Annotated in this window: 24 protein-coding genes and 1 pseudogene; 8 read left to right on the top strand and 17 right to left on the bottom strand. The window is 58.8% G+C overall.

Going from position 1 to position 25947, the window contains the following annotated elements; translation table 11 throughout:
• The first annotated feature begins 95 nt into the window (after positions 1-95).
• Genes GDA65_12805 through GDA65_12795 form a run of 3 tightly spaced genes read left to right on the top strand, consistent with a single transcriptional unit; the run spans position 96 to position 2608 of the window.
• Positions 96-1157 carry a PA0069 family radical SAM protein gene (locus GDA65_12805; protein ID MBA5863573.1) on the top strand — a complete coding sequence of 354 codons (1062 nt, stop codon included), beginning with the start codon at positions 96-98 and terminating at the stop codon, positions 1155-1157.
• A 47-nt stretch (positions 1158-1204) separates the two neighbouring features.
• The gene (locus GDA65_12800) at positions 1205-1534 is read left to right on the top strand and encodes a sulfurtransferase (protein MBA5863572.1); all 330 of its coding nucleotides are present in this window, start codon (positions 1205-1207) and stop codon (positions 1532-1534) included.
• 3 nt (positions 1535-1537) lie between these two features.
• Positions 1538-2608: a DUF362 domain-containing protein gene (locus GDA65_12795; protein MBA5863571.1), complete on the top strand. Its 1071-nt coding sequence runs from the start codon at positions 1538-1540 to the stop codon at positions 2606-2608.
• A 3-nt stretch (positions 2609-2611) separates the two neighbouring features.
• Here GDA65_12795 and GDA65_12790 read toward each other — a convergent pair whose 3' ends face one another.
• Positions 2612-3169, bottom strand: a complete 558-nt coding sequence (locus GDA65_12790; GenBank protein MBA5863570.1) for a hypothetical protein — start codon at positions 3167-3169, stop codon at positions 2612-2614.
• A 200-nt stretch (positions 3170-3369) separates the two neighbouring features.
• Here GDA65_12790 and GDA65_12785 point away from each other — a divergent pair, with 200 nt between their 5' ends.
• Complete coding sequence (locus GDA65_12785) at positions 3370-3771, top strand: hypothetical protein (GenBank protein MBA5863569.1); 402 nt, start codon at positions 3370-3372, stop codon at positions 3769-3771.
• 30 nt (positions 3772-3801) lie between these two features.
• Here GDA65_12785 and GDA65_12780 read toward each other — a convergent pair whose 3' ends face one another.
• Together GDA65_12780 and GDA65_12775 are read right to left on the bottom strand one after the other, a co-directional pair.
• A complete protein-coding gene (locus GDA65_12780; GenBank protein ID MBA5863568.1) occupies positions 3802-5388 on the bottom strand; it encodes an HD domain-containing protein in 1587 nt (528 codons plus the stop codon).
• 14 nt (positions 5389-5402) lie between these two features.
• The gene (locus GDA65_12775; GenBank protein MBA5863567.1) at positions 5403-7259 is read right to left on the bottom strand and encodes a hypothetical protein; all 1857 of its coding nucleotides are present in this window, start codon (positions 7257-7259) and stop codon (positions 5403-5405) included.
• Between the two features lie 146 nt (positions 7260-7405).
• Here GDA65_12775 and GDA65_12770 point away from each other — a divergent pair, with 146 nt between their 5' ends.
• Together GDA65_12770 and GDA65_12765 are read left to right on the top strand one after the other, a co-directional pair.
• Positions 7406-8077 (top strand): hypothetical protein, encoded by a 672-nt coding sequence (locus tag GDA65_12770; GenBank protein ID MBA5863566.1) that lies wholly within the window; start codon positions 7406-7408, stop codon positions 8075-8077.
• Complete coding sequence (locus tag GDA65_12765; GenBank protein ID MBA5863565.1) at positions 8074-8403, top strand: thioredoxin; 330 nt, start codon at positions 8074-8076, stop codon at positions 8401-8403. Before GDA65_12770 ends, GDA65_12765 begins: the two co-directional genes overlap by 4 nt.
• Positions 8404-8458: 55 nt before the next feature.
• Here the strand turns inward: GDA65_12765 and zwf are convergent, their stop codons facing one another.
• The 5 genes from zwf to GDA65_12740 all read right to left on the bottom strand — a co-directional run bounded on the left by zwf (position 8459) and on the right by GDA65_12740 (position 13239).
• A complete protein-coding gene (gene zwf / locus GDA65_12760; protein ID MBA5863564.1) occupies positions 8459-10003 on the bottom strand; it encodes a glucose-6-phosphate dehydrogenase in 1545 nt (514 codons plus the stop codon).
• A 26-nt stretch (positions 10004-10029) separates the two neighbouring features.
• On the bottom strand, positions 10030-10923 hold the full coding sequence (gene gnd / locus GDA65_12755; GenBank protein MBA5863563.1) for a decarboxylating 6-phosphogluconate dehydrogenase: 894 nt from the start codon (positions 10921-10923) through the stop codon (positions 10030-10032).
• Positions 10924-11078: 155 nt separating this feature from the next.
• The gene (locus GDA65_12750; GenBank protein ID MBA5863562.1) at positions 11079-11885 is read right to left on the bottom strand and encodes a hypothetical protein; all 807 of its coding nucleotides are present in this window, start codon (positions 11883-11885) and stop codon (positions 11079-11081) included.
• 18 nt (positions 11886-11903) lie between these two features.
• Positions 11904-12131 (bottom strand): hypothetical protein, encoded by a 228-nt coding sequence (locus GDA65_12745; protein ID MBA5863561.1) that lies wholly within the window; start codon positions 12129-12131, stop codon positions 11904-11906.
• Positions 12132-12207: 76 nt separating this feature from the next.
• Entirely contained in the window at positions 12208-13239 is a 1032-nt protein-coding gene (locus GDA65_12740; GenBank protein MBA5863560.1) for an aminotransferase class I/II-fold pyridoxal phosphate-dependent enzyme, read from the bottom strand.
• 123 nt (positions 13240-13362) lie between these two features.
• On the opposite strand from GDA65_12740, the gene GDA65_12735 reads away from it, so the two are divergent.
• Complete coding sequence (locus GDA65_12735; protein ID MBA5863559.1) at positions 13363-14634, top strand: MFS transporter; 1272 nt, start codon at positions 13363-13365, stop codon at positions 14632-14634.
• A 230-nt stretch (positions 14635-14864) separates the two neighbouring features.
• Here GDA65_12735 and GDA65_12730 read toward each other — a convergent pair whose 3' ends face one another.
• The gene (locus tag GDA65_12730; protein MBA5863558.1) at positions 14865-15578 is read right to left on the bottom strand and encodes a hypothetical protein; all 714 of its coding nucleotides are present in this window, start codon (positions 15576-15578) and stop codon (positions 14865-14867) included.
• Positions 15579-15672: 94 nt separating this feature from the next.
• On the opposite strand from GDA65_12730, the gene GDA65_12725 reads away from it, so the two are divergent.
• A complete protein-coding gene (locus tag GDA65_12725) occupies positions 15673-16362 on the top strand; it encodes a chloramphenicol phosphotransferase (protein MBA5863557.1) in 690 nt (229 codons plus the stop codon).
• Between the two features lie 33 nt (positions 16363-16395).
• On the opposite strand, the gene GDA65_12720 is transcribed toward GDA65_12725, so the two are convergent.
• The 8 genes and pseudogenes from GDA65_12720 to GDA65_12685 form a co-directional block, all read right to left on the bottom strand.
• A complete protein-coding gene (locus tag GDA65_12720; GenBank protein MBA5863556.1) occupies positions 16396-19512 on the bottom strand; it encodes an MMPL family transporter in 3117 nt (1038 codons plus the stop codon).
• Positions 19513-19531: 19 nt separating this feature from the next.
• On the bottom strand, positions 19532-20611 hold the full coding sequence (locus tag GDA65_12715) for an efflux RND transporter periplasmic adaptor subunit (GenBank protein ID MBA5863555.1): 1080 nt from the start codon (positions 20609-20611) through the stop codon (positions 19532-19534).
• Positions 20612-20685: 74 nt separating this feature from the next.
• Positions 20686-21051, bottom strand: a pseudogene (locus GDA65_12710) (hypothetical protein).
• A 122-nt stretch (positions 21052-21173) separates the two neighbouring features.
• A complete protein-coding gene (locus GDA65_12705) occupies positions 21174-22220 on the bottom strand; it encodes a TonB family protein (GenBank protein MBA5863554.1) in 1047 nt (348 codons plus the stop codon).
• Positions 22217-22591: a biopolymer transporter ExbD gene (locus GDA65_12700; protein ID MBA5863553.1), complete on the bottom strand. Its 375-nt coding sequence runs from the start codon at positions 22589-22591 to the stop codon at positions 22217-22219. Before GDA65_12700 ends, GDA65_12705 begins: the two co-directional genes overlap by 4 nt.
• Entirely contained in the window at positions 22581-23006 is a 426-nt protein-coding gene (gene exbB, locus GDA65_12695) for a TonB-system energizer ExbB (GenBank protein ID MBA5863552.1), read from the bottom strand. The genes GDA65_12700 and exbB overlap by 11 nt, the downstream gene beginning before the upstream one ends.
• Before the next feature lie 90 nt (positions 23007-23096).
• Positions 23097-23354 carry a hypothetical protein gene (locus tag GDA65_12690; protein ID MBA5863551.1) on the bottom strand — a complete coding sequence of 86 codons (258 nt, stop codon included), beginning with the start codon at positions 23352-23354 and terminating at the stop codon, positions 23097-23099.
• Positions 23355-23358: 4 nt separating this feature from the next.
• A complete protein-coding gene (locus GDA65_12685; GenBank protein MBA5863550.1) occupies positions 23359-25923 on the bottom strand; it encodes a TonB-dependent siderophore receptor in 2565 nt (854 codons plus the stop codon).
• Positions 25924-25947: the final 24 nt, after the last annotated feature.

Here is a 25947-nt window from a genome sequence, read left to right as displayed (position 1 = left end):
TCCCGTTGAAGCGGCCAGAAATTTAACACCCGATGCCAGCGTAGTCAATGAAACGGGTCTCACCCCGCGATGACGCCTCATCAAGCCCGGCGTCATTGACAACGCGCGGGCGGGGCGGCACCATAGCCCGCGTGAAGCCCGTCTCCAATCCTCCCAATCGATTTGAAACAGTGCAGCGTGAAGCGCTTGAGCCAGCCATGCGCGCCCGCATTCAGCTGTTTGAAGATAAGACGCAGCAGATTCTCAGCCGGAACGACAGCCCTGATCTCCCGTTTCAATGGAGCGTGAATCCCTACCGGGGCTGTTTTCACGCCTGCGCCTACTGTTACGCGCGCCCATCCCATGAGTATTGGGGGTTCGGCGCCGGAAGCGATTTTGAGTCGAAGATCGTGCTGAAGCGTCGGGCGGCAACTCTCTTGCGTCGGGCATTCGAGAAGCCAACCTGGAAAGGCGAGTTAGTGGTGTTTTCGGGCAACACCGACTGTTATCAACCCATCGAGGCGACGCTCGGTTTGACCCGAGCCTGTCTCGACGTCTGTGCGGAGTACCGAAATCCCGTGAGCCTTATCACAAAAGGCGCAATGTTAACACGTGATTTGGATGTGTTCACTCAATTGCACGAGCAGGCCTGGATTCGCGTCTACTTCAGTATCGCCTTTGCCGATGATGAAACCGCGCGTGCGGTGGAGCCGCAGGCTCCCGGCATCAGTGCGCGCTTTGAGGCGATGCGTATGCTTTCCGAGGCCGGCATTCCTACTGGAATTTCCGTGGCGCCGATCATCCCGGGTTTGAACGAACAGGCCATTCCTGAAATACTGTCCCGTGCCAAGCAGGCGGGAGCGACCTCTGCGACCTGGAGTCTGCTTCGGTTACCGGGACATGTCGAGCAGGTCTTTATTGAGCGTCTGTGCGAGGCCTTTCCCGATCGGGTTTCGAAAATCATGCATCGCATTCGGGAGGTTCGCGGGGGAGCCTTGAGCGACGCGGAATTTTTCAGCCGGCATCATGGCAGGGGGACCTATTGGCGCTGTATCGAGCAGTTATTCGAGTTGGGACGCAGGCGTGCCGGCTTCATGTCGGATGAGTTGCCCGTTCCGCAGACGTTTCGGCGCCCGACGGGGCAACAATCGCTGTTTTGCGAGGAGGAGTCGCTGTGAAGCATAACCCGGGATTCTTAAAAGTCGTGGATGAAGCGCGGGCCCGCGTGTGCGAATGTACCGCATCTGATGTGAAACTCCGACTGGATCGCGGCGAACGGTTCTACTTTGTTGACGTCCGGGAGGATGACGAATTCTGTCAGGACCATGCGGCAGGGGCCATCCACATCGGCAAGGGTGTGATCGAGCGTGATATTGAAACGGCGATTCCCAACAGGCAGGAGCCGATCGTGTTGTATTGCGGTGGCGGGTATCGGTCGGTATTGGCTGCCGACAGCCTCCGCCAAATGGGTTATACAAATGTGATTTCGATGGACGGTGGCATCAAGGCATGGCGCGCCGCCGGATACCCGATTGAGAAAGGGCGGCGTCCCTAACGCATGCCGTTTTCAAGGCGCGAATTCTTCCACAATGCCGGATTTGGTGTCCTCCTGCTGCCGGCACTGCTGCGCTCGCCACAGACCATTTTACGTCATCTCCTGTTCGATCCCGAGGGGCCGCTGGTTTCGCCTAAGCCCATTCCGGTCAATCCATTCATGCGGGAAGGCCGCTCCCTTGTGGTTATAGTCTACGGCACAGACCCCGGGCGTATGCTTGCGCGCGCCCTTGAGCTGCTTGGCGGGATTGACCGGTTGGGCCTCGGCGGGACCCGTGTCCTGCTGAAACCCAATGTGCTGAACGATCAGCCGCCGCCGTCGACGACCAATCCTCTGGTGGTGAAGGCCATGGCCGACATGGTCAGGGCCAATGGCGCGGCAGAGGTGGTGGTGGCCGACGGGTCGGGGATCATCCGCCTTCCGACATCCGCCAACCTGACCAGCACAGGGATCCGAGCGGCAGCGGAATCAGCCGGGGCCAAGGTGCTGGCGCTTGAAGATGAGCCCTGGGTGCGGCTTGAACCGCCTGAAGCCAAGGCGATCGGCCATTTCTATTTCTCGAGGCCGGTGCATGAAGCTGATGTAGTGATCAACATGCCGGTCATCAAGACCCATCGCTTTGCAGAGTTTTCCTGCAGCCTGAAAAATTTCGTGGGGGCGGTCCATCCGCGCTATCGTCCTTCAGTGACTTTTTGGAGCGGGGATTGGCACGAGCGCATTGCTGAAATCAATCTCGCGGTTCATCCCGCGCTGACCGTGGCCGACGGCACCACCATCATGATCGAGGGCGGGCCGACATCAGGCACCCCCTCGAAGACGGATCTACTCATTTGCAGCGGTGACCGAGTTGCGGTGGACCTCACGGCCATCGCGCTGCTGCGGTCGTTCGGCGCGTTGTCGAAACTGCAGGGCAGGCGGATCGGCGATCAACGGCAGATCCGACGCGCGGCGGCACTTGGATTAGGAGTCGAATCTGGGCGAGGGATTGAACTCGTCACTGGGGCGGTGGGTCCGGCTCCACCAGCTTTTTTCCAGCTGGTGGAGCATATTCGGCAGGAACTGCTGGAGCCATGACGGCTATTTGTTGGTGCGGTCAAACTCCTTGATGACCTGTTCGGTCAAATCGATCGTGTCTTTGTTGAAAATCACGATTTTTACCGTTTGCTCGCTCCCCTTATCCAACACCAGTTGATACCCGCCCTTGTCGGCGACCGCCTGTGTGGCCACGGCAATCTTCTTCATATACTCATCGACGAGTTCCTTCTGCTTGCCCTGCAGTTCTTGGTTAAACTCCTGCGCGCGCTTCTGGTAATCCTGGATCTTGCTACGAAACGAGGTTTCCTTGTCTTTCTTTTCCGCGTCGGTCAATTTGGAGGTCGGCTCTTTGAGCTGCTTCTCCGTATTGCGCAACTCTTCCTCATCCCGGGACAGCAGCTTCTGGCGTGTTGCCACATACTCCCGCAGCCCGTCCAGCGCTCGTTTGCCGGCCTTGCTCTTTTCGAGGATCACTTGAGGATCGACGACCCCCATCTTGAACTCCGCCGCTGGACTTGTTGAAAACAAGCCGAGGGTCGCTGCGACAAGCGCTCCGACCACGACCGCGAGCCGGCCTGCTCCATGCCACTTCACACCCATCTCGGGACTCCTTTCGCGGGAAAAATGTCGTACTTCAAACCTTGGGAGAATAGCTGCCTGCCGGTATCGTGTCAAGAAGGGAGGTATTGAGGAGGGAGGCTGATTTGACAGGCGTTGGACTGGTGGCTATAAGCCAGACACAGGCATGTATCGTCAGAACATCCGGCCGGCGCCAGAGGCGGGTGAGAAAGGAATCCATAATGTCTTCCGAGCAAGAGCAGGCGCACCGCCTCTTTATCCGTGCGCTGCAACATGACGTTATCGGTTGCGGAAACGCCGGATGTCCGGGGCCGGTCGAGGCGGTCGATCAGTCGCAAACACGAGACCGGGTCAAGACCTTTGAGATGCATTGCGAGCGTTGCGGGTGGCACACCAGCGTGACGGGGCGTGAACAGCCTACCCCGCTCTGGGACAATGCTTCCTTGGAATTGATGGCAGATGAACATTTGATGCATCAACAGCCGGTCTGCCCCTACGATGACACGCCGGTCGTGTTCATCTCCCTGCCGAATCCGCGCCGGAAGGCGAAGTACCGTGTGGCCTGTTTTTATTGCGGCAGACAAACCGAAATGGATTGGCCGCCGCCTGAGAGCAGGCGATAGCGACGGGATCTGACATGAGGCGCCGGGAGGTTAGACGAAGTAGCGGCCCGTGTCGAAGTGGTATTCGGCGTTGTCGACAAGCTGCAGAATGTTGTGGGTATACGTTCCAGTTCCGTCCTGCGCGGCCAGGTCGAGCTCGGGGCCATCCTCGATCGGAGTTCCCTCCGCATCCGTAATCACTCGTACCATTGGACGTTCGGCATTGCTCTTGTCCTGAGCGGGCTTGATGACGACCGCCAGCGGGCCGGAGTCGAGACGTACGAGGCTGCCGATGGGAATGATGCCCACGCAGTTCACGAACAGTTTGAGCAGCACGGGATCGAAGGATTGCCCGCTTTTCCCAAACATGAATTTGAGCACGTTCGCGGGGGACATCGGCTCCCGGCGATACACGCGTGAGGAGGTCATCGCATCGTAACAGTCGGCGATCGTGATGATACGGCTGGCCACGGTTTGACTCCAGGGTACCCGGAGTTTGGGATACCCCGAAAAATCATAGTTCATATGATGTTCGAAGGAGGCCGAGGCCATGCGTGCGGGCACATTGTTGATGCCGCGCGCCTTGACAAGGGTGAACACTCCTTCAATCGGGTGTGAGCGCATGATGGCCCACTCGTCCTGCGTAAACTCGCCGGGCTTGTTCAAGACATCCAGGGAAATGGCGCACTTGCCCACGTCGTGAAACAGCGCCGACAGCCCAAGATCGGCCAGTTCGACCTTCGGGTATCCGGCTCGATTGCCGAGGGCCATCGCCAACAGCGACACGTTCACGGAATGGTTATGGGTATATTGATCATGACAGCGGAGGTTGGTCAGCCCCAGGAGCGTGGATTCGTCTTGCATCAACAATTCGACGATATTCTGAATCGCGCGTTTTGCCTGCTTGAAGCTGACGGTCCCGCCGGCACGCGTATTCTTTGTGAGGTCGCCGAGAGCCGACGCCGCTTTCGCATAGCGGCCTTTCGCGATGGCCTTCCGCTTCTCCCTCACATCTTCCGGGCCACCCGCTAACGTCCCGAGCCGCGTTCCAGACGTGCCGGCGTCGTTCGACGGTTGAAGCTGAAGTGCTCGAGGTTCCTCCAGTGCGATCCCTTTGACGCCCGCCGTTTGAAGGGCTTCCTGCAGATCGGCGAGCGTCTGCTTTTCCGGATCCAGGCTGACAAAAAGATAGGCGAACTCACGAAAGTCTTTGGACTCGGCCGCCGAGGCAAACGTGATCCCGCCGATATGCCACTTGTTCAACGCTTCGATGATGCTCGCAAAGACGGCCATCTGCTGTGAGCTCATTTTCAGATGGCTGTCTCCGAGAAAGAGAAAGTCATTCTGCAAGCGAAGCGCAACGGGATGGTCCGCCGCCAGCGTTTTCACCAGGGTCAATATGGAATCCACGGGCTTGTCGAGCGCCGCATTGGTGCGACCGTGAATGCGCGAGGTTTTGATCAGGACGTTCAGCTGAGTCACCAGCTGGATGCCCAGCATGGCCAGTTGTTGGTCGAGAATATCCCCGGCCTCGGAACCTTTGGCGATCTTGTTGGCGAGCGACCGTTCATGGGTGAGGATCGGATGCGCCGCGTCCGTGCTCGGGGCCGGATTCGCAGGAGAAGGAGAGTCGGTCACAGGGTTCCTCGCAATTAGGAGTTGGCTGCGCTGGGAATGGTATGCCGCTGTTGGCGGTTTGCGAAGGAGAGGGCCGCGCTGCAGGCTTGCCGGATGGCGGTGCCACCCTTTTTTTGTCCGAGCTCAAGGGCGGCCATTGCCGCAGGGGTGGCCAATTTGCCGAGGATTTCTGCCGCCAATAACGCAAGCTCCTCTTTCTTTTTTCGATTGGTCCAGGACCATTCCGTCAACAGTCCTTGCCAGTAGGGCACGGCTTCATCCGCGGTCGTGTGTTTGATGGCCTGATAGATCGCGCGTTTTTCCGCCGGCGAACGGTCGTAGAAGTCATCGGCCGTAACGAAGGGGGCCCACGCTGAAAAGGCGGCCGTATATTGGCCGCCGGTGAGTACTTTCATCGCCGTGAGGCGAACGGTTTCATCGCTGTCGCTTAAGACCCCGACCAGCTTCACACCGCTGCCGGAGGGGCGAAGGGCCGACAGAATTCGCAAGGCGTCGCGACGCACGGTGGCTTCGGGATGGCGCAGCGCTTTCTCCACGCTGTCGGCAAAACGGGCATCATTCCATCGGGAGATGAGGGTCAGGAGATTCCTTACGAAGGTCGGCCGTTTATCGGTCAGGCCGCGGATGATCGGTTCGGCATGATCCCGCGCGAGCGATTGCAGGGTCTCCATGACGACGGCCTGATGTGCCGGCGTATCAAGGGTTGCCAGCACTGAGCAGAGTCCCGGGATCACAGCGGGTTTCATCATGAGCAGGAGGGTGATCAGCCCTTCCGTGTTGGCCTGGGGGTTGCGGTTCAGGTAGACACCAATGGCTTTCAATCGCTCAGGGCGACCCAAGCCATCGAATAATGCGGCGACCTGTTGTTTGTGGCTTTCCGAAAGATCAGGCCGGACCGTCTCCGCTTCCTGCAACATCGTCAGCACGGTTTCGATCAACGTCCATTGTCCTGCCCGAATCAGCGCCTCCAACACGTGATCCCAGACGTCGAAGAGTTTGGTCAGGAGCACAGGGGACGGTTCGGAAGCCAGCACAGCCGAGAGGATATCGAGGATGTACGCCGTGGCATCGCGAGCGGTTTCGCGCTGGATTTCTTGAGTCAACGCCTCGTGCTCTTCGTCCGAGACATCATAACCGACGACATTGGTCTGGAAGCGACGGTTGCGGTTGGCGGTGCCGCTGGTGGCATTCCCACTCGCCGGTTCGGCGGTGCCGCCGGCGCCTTCCTTTTCAGCGGCCTTCGTTGCGCGCTCGCGATCGAGTAGTTCGCGCAATGAGCCGACGGGCATACTCATGTAGCCCTGGGTCTGAAGTTCGAGTTCGTCGAGTCCGAACCCGGATGCCCGGACAAGTTCTTCCGCGGTCACCAGGGTAATGGTCTCAAGGTTTTTCGCCCACAATCGCGTCACGATATCGTCGTCTTCTTCATGCTCGACGGCGCCGTCGGCCGATGTGCTCTCGTCGGCCGGCATGCCCCAAAGCGCCTCTAGAAAAAAGGCGAGGTCTTCGCGGGAGAGTCCCTGGTGGAAGCTCAGCTCACGGATCCCGTCCGAATACATTTTGAAGGCGAAGCTATCTCCGGTGGCATCGCGCTCCGGTTCGTAGACCACTTCGTCTTGGAAGAACAGCTGGTTGCGCTGCACCAGCAGGGTGAGGCGGGTGTGCTGCGCCAGATGGTTGGTCAGGTCATCATAAAATTGTTGGAAGAATCGCTGCGCCACCGGGTTGTTCGTGCCATACGTACGAGCCGATTTGGCCGCCTTATCGAGCAGCTTCAACAACTGCTTGATGGCAGCGACTTGCGGGTCGGCGCCTGCTTTCACGAAGGGAGTCAGCGGAATGCCGTCTCCGGGCGGTACCGTAGGTTCCATACGGTCAGTCGTACCGTGAGGCTCACTATTCGTCAAGAAAATAGCCGGTCTGCGCACGACTTCCTGCGCAGGAGCCCGTCGCGATTCCCGGACAAGGCCGGTCCGCCGCCATTGCGCCGGCCAGGACGAGACAGTAGAATTCCTCCGTGACTAGTCCGGCTCCATCCCCGCTCATTCTTTGTTTCGGTGATAGCCTCACGGCCGGGTATCAAACGCCCGGTCCGGCGCATCCCTCCGGTGAAGACACGCCATATGGTCACATCTTGCAGGAATATCTCGGCAAGCAAGGCCGGGTCGAGGTCAGCGGAATCTGCGGTGAAGTGACCGGCGAAATGGTGCTGCGTTTCCGCACGGCGGTCCTCGAACGCCGTCCTCAGATGGTGATCATTCTGGGAGGCACGAATGATCTGGGATGGAACGCCGATCCCGCGGAGATCATGCGCAATCTCACCAAGCTGTATGAATTGGCGAGAGCCTCGTCGATCGTACCGGTTCCCGTGACTGTCCCATCCATCCGGGTTGAGCTGGGCGGGGAGAATGCCGATGCCGCCTCGTGGGTGGCGCAGCATATTCAGCGGCGGCAGCAATTGAATGCCATGATCGCAGACTACGCGGAAAGAAAGGGCCTTCAGTGGGTCGACTTGTTCATGGCGACAGCTGAACCGGCGTCTCTGATGCTGGCGCAGCCGTACTCGAATGACGGGCTGCATTTGACCAGCAGCGGCTACCGCGTATTCGGCCGGCTGGTGTATGAGCAGATCTTCGCCGCGGGTCACGCCATCTCAGATGGGGCGCCTTCGGATGCGGCGGGTTCATGATCGAGGAGGTGACGGATCACGATTTCGCGCGCACAGTGGAGCAGGTCTCCATCCCGGTGCTCGTGGAGTTCTGGCAGCCTGGATGCGGACATTGTGTGGCGCTTCTTACGCAACTCGAGCAGCTACAGGATGAGATGGGAACAGCGGTGAAGATTGTGAAAATGAACGTCCAAGAAAACTTCCAGATTCCTGCCGAACTCGAAATCAGGTCCTTACCGGCCCTGGCGCTATTTGAGCACGGAGCATTCGTGCGGTTTATCGGCGGGATCGGGAAGAAGGAGGAAATCCGAAAACAATTGCATGCATCAGTCAGCGCTCAGCAGTGATCGTGCTGGATTTCGCCACGGCGAATGTCGCCGGTGGCCGTATTGTTGTCTCAGGCTACAGGATCCTCCAGGTCCGCCCGTCGTGTTGAATCATCCGTTCGGCCTCCACCGGCCCCCAGGTTCCGGCCTGGTACTCGGGCAACCAGCGCAGCTTCTGCTGCGTCCAGCCTTCGAGAATCTTGGTCACCCAGTCCCATGAAGCCTCCACCGCGTCTCGCCGCATGAAACGCGAGGCGTCACCCGCCATCACGTCCAGCAGCAACCGTTCATAGGCTTCCGGGGAGGGGCATCCGAACACGTCGCTATACTGAAAATCCATCTCCACGGGATGCGTCTGCGCCCGTGTGCCGGGGACTCGCGAGATGATGCGCAGGGAGAGGCCTTCGTCCGGCTGAATGCGCAAGGTCAAGACGTTGGCCGGTTGAGGATTGGCGGGGTTGGCATTGAAAAGAATCTGCGGAATGTCTTTGAATTGCACGGCGATTTCACTCGCCCGCTTCGGAAGGGCTTTCCCGGTGCGAAGATAAAACGGCACGCCGGCCCAACGCCAGTTTTCGACGAACGCTTTGACCGCGACAAATGTTTCCGTGGTGGAGGTCGAGCTGACGCCTTTCTCCCGTCGATATCCTGGAATCGGCTGGTCATGCGCGACACCCTCGGCGTATTGCGCCCGCACCGTATACTGCTCCACATCCTTGCCGACGATGGGCCGGAGACAGCGCAGCACCTCCATCTTGGCGTTGCGCACCACGTTCGGGTCGAGCGAATAGGGCGGCTCCATGGCCACAAGACAGAGCAGCTGCAGTAAGTGATTCTGAATCATGTCCCGCAGCGCGCCGGCCTCTTCGTAGTAGCTGGCTCTGGTCCCCACGCCTTCCGATTCGCTGACGGTGATTTGGACGTGATCGATATATTTGTGGTTCCAAATCGGTTCGAAAATGCTATTCGCGAACCGGACCACCATGAGATTCTGGACCGTCTCCTTCCCCAGATAGTGGTCGATCCTGAAAATCTGAGATTCATCGAACACTTTTCCCGTCACTTCATTGATTTGTCGCGCGGAGGCCAGGTCACGCCCGACCGGCTTTTCGACGATAATCCGCGAGTAGGGCGAGGCGGAGGCCGCTGAGGCGGCCAGGCCGGCCTGGGCCAATCCTTCACACACCGAGGCGAAGGAGCTGGGTGGAATACTCAGATAAAAAATGCGGTTGCCGGGCAACTGCATCGCTTGCTCCACGGCCTCCGCTTTGGCGCGGAGCGTGGCGTAGGTCTGTGCATCCTCATTCTCTCCCTGGATATAAAAGAGATGAGACTGGAAGGTGGACCAGGTGTCCTCCACCAGGGCCTGTCGCGAGTGTTTGACGATCCCTTCTTTGACCAGATTGCGAAATTCGTCATCAGTCATCGGCTTGCGTCCCAGGCCGATCACGGCGTATTTGGCCGGCAGGAGCCCGTCCAGCAGGAGGTTATAGACTGCCGGGATGAGGCGGCGGCGCGCGAGATCGCCGGAGCCGCCGAAAATGACGAGGGTACAGGCCTCGACCGGGGTGACGGTTTCAGGAACAGGCTTGATATCGACTGGCGTTGTTGGCGAAGGCATGGTGTTGGTGTCCGTTGGGTTGAAGCTCAGCGCCGGACGCTATGTCCGCCGAAGGCGTTGCGCAATGCGGCCAGCATTTTTTCCGCAAACGATTCTTCCTGCCGCGACCGGAAGCGGGTGAACAGCGCCGCCGTAAGAGTCGGCACGGGCACATCCTTATCGATCGCATCTTGTATCATCCAGCGGCCCTCGCCGGAATCCTGCACATACCCTTTGAGTTTTTCGAGCTTGGGATCCTGCTTCAACGCGCCGACCGCCAATTCCAGCAGCCAGGAGCGGATCACGCTGCCATGCATCCACACATCGGCGATCTTCCCCAGATCGAGGCGATACTCGCTTTTCGCCATGAGCTCAAACCCCTCGGCGTACCCTTGCATCATGCTGTATTCAATGCCGTTGTGAACCATCTTGACGTAGTGGCCGGCGCCGTGCCCGCCCATATGAGCCCACCCCTGTTCGGGAGCCAGCGTCGTGAAGACGGGGGTCAGGCGCTGAACCGGTTCGGTCTCGCCGCCGACCATCAGGCAGTACCCAACCGTCAGCCCCCAAATGCCGCCGCTGGTGCCGACGTCGATATAGTGGATGCCTTTCTTCTGTAATTCGGCGGCGCGGCGAGTATCGTCGTGGAAGCGGGTGTTGCCGCCGTCGATAATCGTGTCGCCTGGCTGCAGCAGCGCGCTGATGGCTTGAATCGTTTCTTCAGTCGGCGCTCCCGAGGGAACCATGACCCACACCGCGCGAGGGGCGGCGAGTTTCGAGACAAGGTCGCTCAAGGAGGCGGCGCCCATACAACCCTTGCTCTCGGCCTGCTTGACGACATCTGGTGAACGATCGTAGACCACGACGCGGTGCCGGCCCTGCTGCAGGCGCGTCACCATATTCATGCCCATCTTGCCGAGTCCGACGAATCCAAGTTCCATAGATCACCTCTCTGATGAAGACCGGTAAACGATGACTTGCGCGGCGCAGGTTCTGGACAACGCGCCGCTCCATTGGTTCGGTGAAGTCCCGATGCGATTACGGTCGGGGCTCCGTGCACACGAATGCCACCTTTGAACGGGATGACGGAGCCCTGTTAATCCACCCGGGGCGGAAGGGGGATATCGCGGAACAGGGTCTCGGCAAACCGTCGGCCGGCCATCAGCCGGTCGTGAAGGGTAGCCGCGCTCAGGAACTGGCCGGCTAATTCCCCGAGTGCCGGGTCACGGGAAGCCAGGAACCGGAGGGTGTCTACCGGCGCGGTGAACCAGAGTCCACGGGTTCGAAAGAATGCGGCTACGCACTCCTCGAAAAAGAGGTGCAGCAGGTATTGCGCGGTGTTGGGCTTGTCGCGCAAGTCCTCGACTTTTCCGAGCCAATGCAGGCACTCCGCCTTCAGGCGGATGCGTTCGTGCATCGTGGCCGCAGGCGGACCCTGGCGAAAACGTTGCGCAGCTTTAGCGATGAGTTGCGCGGCGATGTCTTCATGGTCATAGAGAACCCGTCCTTTGCGAAGCAGGGGCGCGAGACGAGGAGAATAGGCCAGATCCTCGGAGACGGTCTTGTATTCCCCGTAGCGGAGATCGACAAGCCGGTCTCCCACGCGAATCATTTCCTGTCCATCGGTCGGGCCTTTGACCAAAACAATGAGATCGATATCGCTGTGCGCGGTCACGGCGCGCCGTGCGCCGGTCCCGACGAGGATGATGCCGACCAGATCGCCGCCGCGTTTGGCCCGCACGTACTTGACGGCGCCAGCGAGGGCTTCGTCGTAACCGGGCGGCGTCACTGCCGGAGGCATCTCAGGCGGTTCGGGAATATCCAGTAACTCGGCCTTCAGTTCCTCTGACGAAGGGAGTGCCGAGGAAGACTGCGGTGAAGAGGCTGCAAGGGGTGATTCCATATCTATCCTTGAACGTGGTCAGGCGGCCTGCACACGGCGTATCTGTTGCTCAAGCGTGCCGAGCCAGGTGTCGAACGGCTGGTCGGCATCGACGACAATCTCAAGCTTTCCATTAGGGAGTTTGCGGACGATGCCGGGATGTTCCGGCGAGAGGGGAATTTCCACCCACTCGCGATTGAGTCCTAGGGCATCCGTCACGTCAAGAATGCGACTGATCTGTTGAAACGACACTGCCTGAAACGACACGCATTCCTCTCTGCTCGAATCGGCTGGTGGGCATTGTAGGAGGGGGAACACAGCCTGTCAATGTGAGGCGCCGGGCCTATGGGTTGAGCACGCGCGCGATATGGTCGGCGGCCTGCTCGATGGCCTCGGACGATACGTCGAGATGGGTCACTGCGCGACACGTGAATCCGCCGACGGCGTTGATCAGCACGCCTTCCTGCTTGAGAGCGGCCACGAAAGCCGGTGTGGAAAATTTCGGGCTGTGTACGTCGAAGAACAGAATGTTCGTCTCGACCAGGGTTGGATCGATGGTGACGGCCGGAATCTGTTGGAGTCGGGCAGCGAGACGCTTGGCGTGTGCATGGTCGTCACTGAGGCGTTGAATGTGATGTTCCAAGGCGTAGAGGCCCGCCGCCGCGAGAATGCCGGACTGGCGCATGGCGCCTCCGTACATGCGGCGAAAACGGCGGAGTCGCTCCAGCAAGCCGGGATCATCGGTCGCAATCAACGAGCCCGCCGGCGCTCCCAGTCCCTTGGAGAGGCAGAAGGTGACCGTGTCGAAATGCCGCGCGTATTCCGCGGCTGACACTCCCGATGCCACGACTGCGTTGAAGAGGCGGGCGCCGTCGAGGTGCATGGGCAAGCCATGCGCGGTGGCGACGGCGCGAATGGCGTGAATGGTTGAGAGCGGGTAGACCCTGCCACCTCCGGCATTGTGCGTGTTCTCAATACAAATCAGCGCACTCTGGATACTGTAGGGATCCTTCGGACGAATAGCGGCTTGCACCTGTTCCGCTGTCATGAGCCCCTGCTTGCCGGTCACCCAATGGAGTTGCACTCCGGCCAATGCGGCCGCTGCGCCCTGCTCATACCGAATGATATGCGACTGACCTTCAACAATCACTTCATGTCCTGGTTGAGCCTGCGCGCGCAGAGACAATTGGTTGCCAAGGGTGCCCGAGGGCACAAAGAGTGCGGCGCGTTTTCCCACGAGGGCGGCGCCGACCTCCTGGAGACGGTTGACCGTGGGGTCTTCCCCATAGATGTCATCACCCACTTCGGCGCGGGCCATGGCTTCGCGCATGGCGGGGGAGGGTTTGGTGACCGTATCGCTCCGGAGATCGATCATGGATGGGCCTGTGTTCAACAAGAAGGGCCGAATGATTCACGACCAGCCGCGGGCCCCATTCTAACAAATTTTCTTCGTGCCGGTGGTCATCGGCCTGGTACACTGACACACAGTTGGAGTCTCATGGAGAGATCGCATTGGTCAGTGCTCCGCTTTGTGCAGGCTGAGCCGCAAGAAGTGCGGCCGTTGGCCTGGTCGTTCGGATATTTTTTCTGTCTCCTCTGCGGCTACTACATTCTTCGCCCCGTGCGCGATGAAATGGCGATCCAGGGCGGGGTCCACAATCTTCCCTGGATGATGACGGGCACGTTTGTCACCTTGCTGGCTGTCACGCCGCTGTTCGGCTGGTTATCGGCGAGGTATTCCCGCTATCGGTTGCTGCTCGCCGTCTATCTGTTCTTTATTGCCAATCTGATCGGCCTGTATTTTTTGATGACGAGCGGTGTGTACATCGAATGGGTCGCGCGCGGGTTTTTTGTCTGGCTCTCGGTATTCAACCTGTTCGTCGTCTCGGTGTTCTGGAGTTTCATGGCCGATCTGTTTACGCCGGCGCAGGGGGCGCGCCTCTTTGGAATGATTGCGGCAGGCGGCAGCACCGGCGCCTTGTTCGGACCGCTTATCACGACCGGACTGACCTATGTGTTCCCGGTTCCGGTGTTGATGCTGGTATCGGCTGCCTTCCTTGTGGCCTGCATCGGCTGCATCTACCAACTGGAGATGTGGAGCCGCAGCCGGTCACGGTCCCATCACGAGAACAGCGGGGAACCATTGGGTGGAGGCTTTCTGGCCGGCGTTCGCCTCGTGTGGTCGTCGCCGTATCTACTCGGTATCTGTGGCTACCTGACCTTTTTGACCATGACGGCCACCTTCTTATATTTCGAACAGGTGCGTCTGGTGGCTCAACAGTTCGACACGCCGGAAGCCCGCACGCGCCTGTTCTCCATGCTGGACTTTGCCACCAACATCCTCACCTGGCTGACGCAGCTACTGCTCACCAACCGCGTGGTGGCCAGGTTCGGGCTGGCGGCGGCCTTACTGTTTCTGCCGGCGGTGAGTCTCCTCGGGTTTCTGGGCATTGCGCTCTGGCCGGGATTGGTCGTGTACGTCAGCTTTTCCGTGCTGCGTCGAGTAGGGGAATATGCGCTTTCGAAACCGGCGCGTGAGGTGCTGTTCACGGTGGTCAGCCGCGAGGAGAAATATAAGGCGAAAAATTTTATCGATACGGCGATTTCTCGCGCCGGTGATGCCTCGACCGGTTGGGTAATCTCTGGCCTCAAGGCGCTCAGCGTGACGACGGTACAGATCGCCTGGGTCCTGGTCCCTCTCATGGTTCTGTGGGCCTGGCTGGGCCGATGGCTGGCCGCGCAACAGCGCAAACAGGCCGACTCAGGGTAGGCCGGCGCTTGACGGGGCGAGGCTGCATCGATCGATCCTCGTCCTCGAAGTGAGCGCCAGAAGCTGCCAACGGCTCCTTCCGTTTGGCTCTCATCTTCATAAACGGGGGCGTCCCCGTGAACGCATAGCTCATCTATCACGTGAGAGGTTGATCGACCGGCGGTGTCTTGGCCTTGTTGGCAGCGCAGGTGCTGGAACCAGGAGGAGAATCGGTGGGCTTCGTTGGCCTGCTAGATGCCCAACACGCTACGCCGTGGATGCACCGAAGGGACCGACGCCCATGGAAAAACTGATGGTGTACATTTGGCGAGACTTGCAGGACGCCTGGGATGCGACGGGTGAATCCAAGCACGAGGACGTGAAGCCTCCTCTCGAACAACGAGGTGAAGAGGCCCGAGTGGAGACTCCAATGCAGTGGGCACAGGACCGAGGTCCGTTACCTGAAGCGGGCAGGCTGCCTTCGGTTCGCTGAAACTGGGATACGCCATGGCATGCGAAGCTGGACGAGTGGTCGCTTGGTCACTCGTTCGCCTCCCGGTCGATGGGGCGGATCGGAGTTGTCTCATAAGCCTGGGGAAATCTATTTCTCCCCATGATTCTGCAATGGTCGTGCACTCAATTCGGTAAACGACTATCGCGGTAAATTCTACTTTCCGATCTGCGGGCGCCAGACCTTGGAACTCTCCATGATGTGTGGCTCGTGCGGTCGACCGCAGGACTACTCGGTCATCTTCTGCAATCAGATCATCGATGGAGTGGTGAGTGTCCGGAAAGGCACGACGAAACTCTCGTTCTGATCGGTCCAATTCCAGTCGATCCATTGTGCTCCCACCCACATGACCGACATAGTCAGGAGCGATAAACTCGTCAAGATTTCCTGCAAAGCCAGAGTTCGCGAAGGCAATCCACCGGCGAATGAGATCTTTGTTGCGATCCTGGGTCATAGCCTCAACACGTTGCCGAACGACGAATGCGATGGTCGCGCACGCGTGTAGGTTTCAACCTTCCTGCCCGCGCGACCCATGATATAGTCGGTCAATGACGAAGCAGCCGGACGTGGAGGGCAGAGAACGCCCCTGTCTTTCTCCAGCCATCATGTCCCTACGAGAAGGTGATATGGATCGGCATTCGCGCGAAAGGCATGACATGATAACCCCACAAATCATTTGCCTGAATGGCACATCAAGCGCCGGGAAAACTGCCATCGCCAAGCAACTTCAGGAACAATTGCTCCCGACAGTCTATTTGAACTTCTCAATCGACAGCATTTTGTACACCGTGCCTCCAAGTGCCCTTTACCGCATGACGCATGGAGAGGATATCGCTGACCTCAACTATCCTCAGTTGGTGCGGTCCTTTCATGCCTGCGTCGCTCGCTTGGTCGAGATGGGCAATTTTCTGGTGATCGACAATGCGATGGATCGAGCCGAACACGCGATCGATTTGCTAGAGAGGGTCCAGGCATGTAGCCTGCTCTTGGTGGGGGTTCACTGTTCGTTGGATGAGCTGAATCGGAGGGAACGTCAACGGCAGGATCGAACGATCGGGGAAGCGGCCGCTCAGTTCAATCGGGTTCATCAGGGCATCATCTATGATGTGGAAGTTGATTCCAGCACCAAAGATCCATCTGAGTTGGCAGCAGAGATCGTGGATTACATCAAACGAGTTGGTGTTTTACGAGGACGCGACAAGACCATGGCAAGCAGGCGAACACTCGATCGCACATAGATAGAGACACGGATCGTGGAGTCCTTCCAACGATTAGGACTGCGTCGGCTTAAGCGCCACGACGGGCGAACGGCCTGATTGCGTCTCCTGCTGCGCACGCTCTCGATGACGCACCTCCGCAAACATCGTATACATCACCGGTACCAAAAACAGGGTGAGGAGTGTTGATAGGGCGAGACCGGTGATGACGACAAGGCCGATGTGCCAACGGCCCGCCGCGCCGGCACCGGAAGCCAAGGCCAGGGGAAGCGCAGCCAGAATCGTGGCCATGGTGGTCATAATGATGGGGCGCAGACGCAGGACCGACGCTTCGACAATGGCGAGGTGGAGCGAGCGGCCGTCGTGCCGAAGCTGATTGGCAAACTCGACGATGAGAATGGCATTCTTCGTGACGAGTCCGATCAGGATCATCAATCCAATTTCGCTGTAGATGTTCAGGGTGCCACGAAACAGCGAGAGCGCCAACAAGGCGCCGGCCATGGCCGGCGGAACCGACAACAACACCGTGACCGGATGGCGGAAGCTTTCGAACTGTGCCGCCAAAATGAGATAGACCACCAGCAGGGCCAGGACGACGATGAAGTGAAGATTCCCGGATGATTCCTTGAACTCTTTGGTTTCTCCCGCATAACTGACACTGGCCCCTGCCGGCAGGTGTTTCCGGATCATAGTCTCGAGTGCGTCGATCGATTGACTCAGCGTAGATCCGGACCCGACTCCCGCGCTGATCGTGACGGCTCTCAGTTTTTCATAATGATTCAGTTGTTTCGGCGCGACCGTCTCGCTCAGCGTGACCAGATTGCTGAGCGGGATGAGATCGCCCCGGCTTCCGCGAACGTGAAGATGGTCGATATCCGATTTCGTGCCGCGGTGCAGGGGCCGCGTTTGCATAATGACCGGATACTCCTTCCCCTCGCGCATGAATGTGGACGATTTCCGCCCACCCAAAAATACCTCCAAGGTACGGCCGATCGTTTCGATTGGAATCCCGAGGTCGGCAGCCTTGTCGCGGTTGATCTCCACACGCAGCCCGGGTTTGTTCATGTCCAGGTCACTGTCAACGTTGATCAATGAAGGGTGTCCCGTTGCGTCATGGCGGACTTTCGCCACGATCTCGTCTAAGACGTCGTAGGTCGGGCCTCGCACGACGATCTGCACCGGGGTTTTACTATCCTCCTGGTTGAAGGGCGGCGGGTTGAGTGCGAAGACCGTGGCGCCCGGAATAGCTGAGAGCGCCGGTTCGACGTCGTTGACGATTTCCCGTTGCGCACGGTCGCGGTCGGACCAATCCTTCAATGTCACCCATGTGACGGCACGATTGACTAATGTGGGGCGGAACCCTCGCGCAACGACCGTGTAATAGGAATCCATTTCAGGAATGTTCGCGGCCTGCTGCTCGCTGTCCTTGGCATACCGGTCCGTGTAGTCGAGGGTCGCCCCTTCGGGCGCGTTCACGTGAATTGCGAACCAGCCGGTATCTTCAAGGGGAGCCAGTTCGCTGGACAGCGTCCAGAACAGCAGACCGCTGACGGCAAGGGAGAGCAAAGCCGCGAGCATGGTCAGCAGCGGTCGTCGCAGCGTCATCTCCAAGGTCGCCCGATAACGTCGGGTAAGCCATTGCAACCAGGCGGAGGCATCCAGTGCTGAGCCCTGCGTGGACGATCCGGCGGTGGCCGCCGAACCTAAGAGGCGGGCACACATTGCCGGCGTGAGAGTTAAGGCGATGAACCCAGAGAGGAGCACCGAACCCGCGACGGCGATTCCTAATTCAGAGAAGAGGCGGCCCACGATGCCGGGAAGGAATATGATCGGGAGGAAGACGGCGGCGAGTGTCAACGTCGTCGAAATGACAGCGAACCCGATTTCACGGCTCCCTGTGAGCGCGGCCTGCGTCGGACTCATGCCTTGTTCGATGCGCCGGTAGACATTTTCCACCACGACGATCGCATCGTCCACGACCAGGCCGATCGCCAACACGAATCCTAACAAGGTGATGGTGTTGATCGAACTACCGGTCACGTGCATCAATACGAAGGTGCCCAGGATCGACCCCGGGATGGCCACAGTCGGAATCAGTGTCGCTTTGGCGCTGCGTAGAAAAATGAACACCACCATGACGACCAAGAGTACGGAGATGCCCACGGCCTCGTAGACCTCCTTCAGCGACCGTTCGATGTAAATGGAACTGTCGAAGGCGGTAACGAGTTGCATGCCCTCAGGCAATAACGATTCCAGAGAGGGAAGGGTGCGCTTGACGGCGCGCGCGGTTTCGAGCGTGTTGGCCTTTGACTGCTTCATAATGCCCAGGCCAATTGCCGGTTTCCCGTTGACCCGGACCAGTTTCCTCTCGTCTTCCGGGGCGATTTCCGCGATTCCGATATCCTGCAGGCGGACCGGGTATCCGTCACGGTAGGCCAGGATCAATCGATTGAATTGTGCTGGTTGCTCCAGTCCTCCTCCCATCCGCACACTGAACTCACGGTGGGTGCTTTCAATTCGGCCTGTGGGTATGGACACGTTCTGCGTGAGGAGGGCATTCTCCACGTCCTGCACCGTCAGGAGTCGCGAAGCAAGCCGATCCGGGTCCAACCAGATCCGCATGGCATAACGTCGCTCGCCGTCGAGCACCACACTCGACACGCCCGGCAGTGGGGCTAGACGATCCTTCAATTGCCGTTGGGCGAAGTCAGTCATGTCTAATTCGCTATGCCGGTCGCTGATCAACGCCAGCCACATGATGCCGTCGGCTTCGCTGTCTTCTTTCATGACGAGTGGCGCTTCAATGGCTTGAGGCAAGAGGGATTGCACTCTGGTGACGCGATCGCGCACATCGTTGGCCGCCGCATCCAGGTTGCGGGTCAAGGCGAATTCGAGGCTGATGGCGGAGAGACCTTCTCTGCTGCTTGAACGCAAGGTTCGCAGGCCCTCGACGCCGCTCAGGGCATCTTCAAGCACGGAAGTAATGTCCGTTTCCACCAGCTGGGCGTCGGCGCTCTTGTACACCGTCAGTACGGACACCACAGGGAAAGTAATATCGGGGTACTCGCGAACGGGGAGCCGAGAGAAAGACAAGATCCCAAAGAGCATCAGCAAGAGCGTGGCAACGGTGGCCAGGACCGGACGCTCGATGGAGAGTGCGGACAGTCTCATAGTGGTATGGGATGAAGGGTCAGCGGACCGAATCCGTCACGGCAACGATCGGATCGTTCTCTTGCACTTTATGGTGGCCGACGCGGATTACCGTGTCCTGTTCCGTGAGTCCGCTTAGCACTTGCGCAAAGCCTCTGATGCGCGTGCCCAACGTAATCTCACGCAGCCGCGCGGTCCCGTCATTGGCCAGGTAGACATAGATCTTGTCCTGTTTCGGCATGACGGCTTCTTCGGGAATCATCAGGGCCCGCTCGTCCTCGCCGTACGTGAGGAGCACTTGGGCAAACATGCCTGGACGAAGGAGCTGTTGCGGGTTGGGAATGCGGGCCCGTAACTGGACGGATCTGGTGGTCAATTCGACCTGTGGATCGATCACGTAGACGGTGCCGTTAAACGTCTTGCCTGTGTATGCATCGGTGGTCAACTCGATTGGTTGGCCCGGCGCCAAATGGCGAAGAAGTGTCTCCGGCACTTTGAAGTCGATCTTGAGCAGGCTGAGGTCTTCGAGATTCACCAGATCCAGGCCGGTGCCGACGAAGTCGCCCGGTGAGACACGACGGATCCCGGTGATCCCTGAAAATGGCGCGCGTATTTTCGCTTTTGCCAATCGCGTGGCAGAGAGACTTTGGTTGGCGTGGGAAACTTGGAGCGCTCCTGCCACCTCATCAAGCTGCTGCTTTGTCACATATCGCTTGCCGTCCAAATCTAACTGTTTCAGTCGTTCATACGTGAGACGGGACACTTTGAGTTGCGCCGCGGCTTGAGCCATTTCGGCTTGGAGTTCGGAATCGTCGAGTTCGACCAGCAGTTGATCTTTCTCCACGGCCTGGCCTTCCTCGAACCAGATCTGACGGATGCGCCCTGCGATCTCGGGGCGAATCATGATGCTTTCGTTGGCGCGTAGCGTGCCGACCGCTCTGATGGTATGCCGGATCCGGTCGAGCGTCACCGGAGCGAGCACCACCGCCGTCGGTGACGGCGGTGGGTTTGGTATGTCTGAAGCTGGGACGGGGGTTAAGCCAATCCATCGGACAGCCAATAGCCCCAGGATCGCGCTCAGAGAGAAGAGCAGTAGGTATATGGTGCGGCGAGGAGTCATGAAATGGTACCGGTACTCAAGATCCCCCGGACACGCAGCCTGAGAGGCGCACACGGGAAGAAATTCTGCGATCGCTATTTGAACTCGAGTTTCTTCAGTCCCTGGACAGGGAGTTCAACCTGTCCGAAATCGGAGTCGCCCTTGAAACTTCCCTCAATCGCGAGTGGAAAATCTCCCGTCTTGCCGTTCGCCAGCGTGATGTGGAGTGTCGGCAGGGCCTTGTCGGCGCCGGGTGTCACCTCCAATTGTTTCACGCCGTCGAACTTGATGTTGACCGTCGCGGTGCCACGTTTGACCGGCAAGTGCTTTAACTCGTGCGGGATAAAGGACGTTTCGTTGACTTTTTCTTCCCAATAAAACAGCACGTTTTTCAAATCGGTCTGCACGTCTTTCGCATCGGTGACCAGCGCATGAAACGCTTTGTCGCCGTTCTGCTGCGCGACAGCGGGCCATGTGCCAGCGCAGAGTGTCGTGACAGCCATGGCCAGGACAGTAAATGGAAAATATAGCAATTGACGACGGTGTGCCATGAAGTCCTCCGTACTTGATAAAAGACAGGCGGTTATTCCATTCGATATGAAAAGGGCAAATCCAATTGTATTTTTGCCAGGGCCAATTGATGTTTGACCTGCAAGGGAAAGGCGTTTCGCACCATGTCCAGCGTGTGACGGTCCAGAACAGAATGCCCTGAGCTTTCTTCGAGCACGAGATCGAGCAAATGGACGGCGGCGCCCCGTTGTTCGATCGTCAAGCGCAGTATGACGCGGCCTTCCCAACGATTCCGTTTTGCCTCTGCCGGGTAGCGTTTGCGTTGATCGACGGAAGACCAGAGAGCCTGCGAAAGCCACCCGTAGTCAGGACGTTCTCCAGGTCGCGCCCGCACGGTTCGCTGTTGCACGACCCGATGCTGGACGGGTTCTACCGGCCGTTGAACGATCGCCTGTTCGACTTGTTGTGGAGCCTCGACCGGCACGGGCGCCGTTTCGATTGGCGCGGCGTCGCTCTCAATGGCGGCGATCTGAGTGAGAGGCTCCGCCTGTTTGATGACCGGTTCGGTTGAAGCGACCGCTTGAGGCACGGAGTATTGTTGGACGACTGGAGTCGATTCTTGGACGACGGCAGTGTGTTCCACAACGGTTTTCGCGACTTCCGTGGTGGAACTCACCGGTTCCTGGATGGTCGGGGTAACAGTTGCGATCTGTTGCGTGGTGACCTGTTGAATTGGTTGAGCAGTCTGTACCGGCAGGCTGTCCCGGATGGGCTGGGTCTGTTGAACCGGCCGCGGCTCCGTCACGCGTTGGACCTGTTGGACGACGGGTTGACTCTTGACCTGCTGAACCGGCTGAGGCCGAGGGTGTGTCTGTGTCACCGGTTGAGGTGTGGGCGGAGGCTGCGACTCAACGGGCGGCGACGGCGCTGGTTCTGTCGCAGGAGGCGGAGGTTGCACGACCGCCACGTCCCACTTGAAGGTGGGGGGGGGCGGCGTTGGTATTTCCGTGAGCAACGCGACGGCTAGCCCGATGAGCAGGCCGTGGATCGACATGGAGAAGGCCCAGCAGAGCGAAGCCCGTTGGCGTTGCGACGAGTCCACTGGCAGTGCCAGACTCATGAGCGAACCACCTCAAGACTGACCTGCTGAAAGCCCAAGCTGCGGATCTCATCGACGACGGACACGAATCGGTCGAGCACTGTCACTCGATCAGCGCGCACGAGCACGGATGATTCCCGTGGGTGGGCAGTGAGCAGGCTGCTTAAGCCATTTTCAGGAACCGGCGTATCGTTCATGAAGATTGTCCCTTCCGCCGTTATGGTGATGACGAGAGGGACATCCTTTCGCTCCGAGGCAGCGTGCGCCTTCGCCAACTGAACCGGGATTTGTCCCGTCGTAATGAACGTGGCCGTGGTCAGGACAATGACCAGGAGGACGAGCATGACGTCGACCAAGGGGATCACATTGATCTGGTCCAGATCACGTCCCATGCTGAATCTTGAATTGCGTCATTAACTCCGTGACCCGCCGCCGGAGCACATTGTTGAGCACGACACAGGGAATCGCCACGAGTAGGCCGACCGCCGTGGCCTTGAGCGCCAGACTCAGGCCGACCATGATGGTCTGAACCGCCATGGTGCCCGAGGATCCCATGGTGTGGAAGGTCAGCATAATGCCGAGCACCGTCCCGAGCAGGCCGATATAGGGAGCATTCGCGGCTACGGTTCCAATGACCACCAACCGCTTTGTCAGGGCCACTTCGAATTCTTCTTGGGAACCGTATCGCCGGAGGTCGATACGATGGTAAAAGATCCAGCGTTCCGCGGCTACCGCAATGGCCCAGAGACTGAGGGCCAACAGCAGCCCGATGATCCCGTAATCCACCAACCCTTTGAGATGTTCCACTCGATTCGCTCCCTTTCCGTTCGAATCCGCTCCCCCTCACTATATCGACGTTCAAGCGAGCGAGTTCTGCACCCCCTGCGAAGATATTTTTTATCGCTGGGAAGGGACCGGGGGCCGTGACGGTTCTTCTGTGTAGGCATAACCTTTGCTGTGCATGCAGCCGCTCAGATTGATGCCGCCGGCCATGGTTTCTTTTCCATGTTCGGCTCCGGAGAGCACCTCCGCTTTGCATTGCTCCCAATCTTCCTGCGTGTGGAGGTCGGACTTTCCGGTTTGCCCCCATCGCCCCTCGGCACAAGCGGACAGGAGCGTGAAGAGAAGGCCTGTTGCGATCCAGATCAACGGCATGGCCTTAGAACTTCAACCCAACGGTGGCCAACACGGTCCGAGGCTCGCCGAAAAAGAAGAAGCTCGAACCGTTGTAGGAAGTGGCCACGTACCGCTGGTCAAGCAGATTTCTGACGTTGAGCGCGATGTGCATGCTCTTCGCTCCCACCCAGTTTCCCTTCTGCAGGTCATGGTTGTAGTAGAGGGCCGCGTCGGCGCGGATGTACCCGGGCATCTCGGTTTGATCCCCGAAGATGGAGGCGTTCCGGCTCGTGTAGGCAAAGAGGCCTCCACCGACGCCGAATCCCTGCAGGAGACCTTCCTGAATATGGTAGGTCGACCAGAGCGTGAATTTGTTGTAGGGCACGTTGGCGAGCCGTTTGGCAACCAGCGTTGTATCGGTGTCTTTCGTCACCTCTGCATCGGTGTAGGCGTAACCGGTGAGGAGGTTCCATCCGGGCGTCAGCTGTGCCGTGATATCCAATTCAATACCCTGGCTTCGCTGTTCACCAGTCTGGACAGAGTAGCCCAGGGCGGCAAGTCCGGGATCAGGATTGGGCGTCAGAAGATTCTCGCGTGTCAGGTGAAACCAGGCCAGAGTAGCCGACACGCGGTTATCCAGAAAGAACGTTTTCATGCCGACCTCATACTGAGTCGACCGTTCCGGTTTGAACAATTGTCCATTGGGATTCACGTTGAGTAAGGAGCTGGGCTGGAACCCTTTGGTCCAGGACGTATACAGGGAGAGGGGCTCGATCGGCTGATACACCAGACCCAAACGAGGACTGACGGCATGATCGTCCGACCTCCGTTCATCCGCTCCCACGGCTTGGGTGGATTGATGAACATAGTCGAATCGCAGGCCACCCATAAATTTCAGGTTTGGGAGAATGGTGACTTGATCTTGGACGTAGAACGCCGCGGTCTTGTTCTCGGACTGAGAGCTGATCAGGTCACCGGTGAACGGAAGGGGAGTGAGCGAATAATCGGGCGCAAACAAATCGATCGGTGGCGCCCCGGCGAAGGTAAACGCGAAGCGATCCGTCTTTTCTTGCCTGAGTTCGACACCGGTCAGCAGCGTATGGTCCATGTCCAGGAATCGAATGTGTCCCACGACGTTCGTGATCATCGAGTTGGCATGGCGACGCGCGATCTGGGGTTGAAGCACCTGAAAGCGTTGGAGGGTGCGTTCGTCGGGGTCCAAGGAAACTGGGGAGGCATAGAGGTTATTTTTGTCGTCTTCCACAATCGTGTGCCGAAAGGCGTTGCGGATGGACCACGTGTCGTTGAACTGATGGGTTAGGTCATACCCGACCCGATAGGAGGTGCGGTTGAAGGTGCTGAACTCTCCCAGGGTGACCGAGCGATTTCGTGCAATGGGGCCATTTATATTCGGGAGAAGCGTTCCCTGTGCTGGCAGGCCGTACGGATCGTTGCTCCAGCGCCGCAAGTAGTCCGCTTCGACAGTCAAAGTGGTGCGTGAACTCATCAACCACGTGATGCTCGGAGCGATGGCCGCCACATTGCGGTTGGCATAGTCCATGAAACTGCCGGCTTTCTGCCCTGCCACGTTTAAGCGATAGAGGATTGTCTTGCTGGCATTGAGCGGGCCGGTGGCGTCGAGTTCCGATCGATAGAAGTGAAAATTCCCCAACGTGACATTCGCCGAGTAGGCGGCGTTCGGCAGGGGTTTGTTCGTCACGATATTGATCACACCGCCCGGATCTCCCTGTCCGTACAGGACGGATGCCGGGCCCTTCAGCACTTCCAGCCGGCGAATGTTGTAGGTGTCGGAGGCCGTAAACTGCGCGAAGGGGTCGAGCAGGCCGTTTCGGAAATAGCTGCGATCCGTGGCGGTGAAGCCCCGGATGATCAACGAATCGTAGAGAGAAGCGGCGGACTCCGTCGCATTGATGCCGGAAATATTTTCCAAGGTGTTTTGCAAGCGGAAGGTGCGCTGCTCTTCGATGACCTTGCGGGTGATGACGTGAATGGATTGCGGCACGTCGCGAATCGGAGTGTCGGTTCTCGTCGCCGAAATGGCTTCTTCCGCCACGTAGGTCTGGAGATCGTCCTCTCGTTCGTGGACGTCCTTGACGACGATTTCCGGAACTTTCACCGACTTCTGTGCGGCGGGTCGAGGCGAGGCCTCGGACGCCGCGACTGATGTGACACCGCGGGCGCTGGCCGCGGACAGGGATTGAGGGGCGGAAGTTCGTTCGAGCGTGATGCTGTCCGAGGATGTGGTGCGGGCGCTGAGGCCCGTCTCCTGCAAGAGAATGTGCAGGGCCTCTGCAGGAACGTGGTCGCCCGAGACTCCCTGTGTCCGGAGGTCGTGCGTCATGGCGGCATCGAACAACAGTTCAATCTGTGCCGTGGAGGAAAACTCCAGCAAGGCGGATGAGAGCGCCTGAGGTGCGATGTCGAACCTTTGCGGAGAGGCTGCGGACATTTCCTGCCCCTGGGCTGCAACCAGCGGAGCCTGGTGAATCATCAATAGACTGAGGAGTAATAGCGTGCAGCCTTGACGGCGTCGCTGATGCCTGTGAACGAAGTGTGGTGGGTATCCGGAAAAACGGAACGCAAACATGGGTCATCCTTTCCGTCGTCGTGC

The organism is Nitrospira sp. CR1.1 (assembly GCA_014055465.1).
Taxonomy (GTDB): Bacteria; Nitrospirota; Nitrospiria; order Nitrospirales; family Nitrospiraceae; genus Nitrospira_A.
Note: the sequence above shows the minus strand (reverse complement) of the source record. Positions and strands in the feature narration are given on the sequence as shown.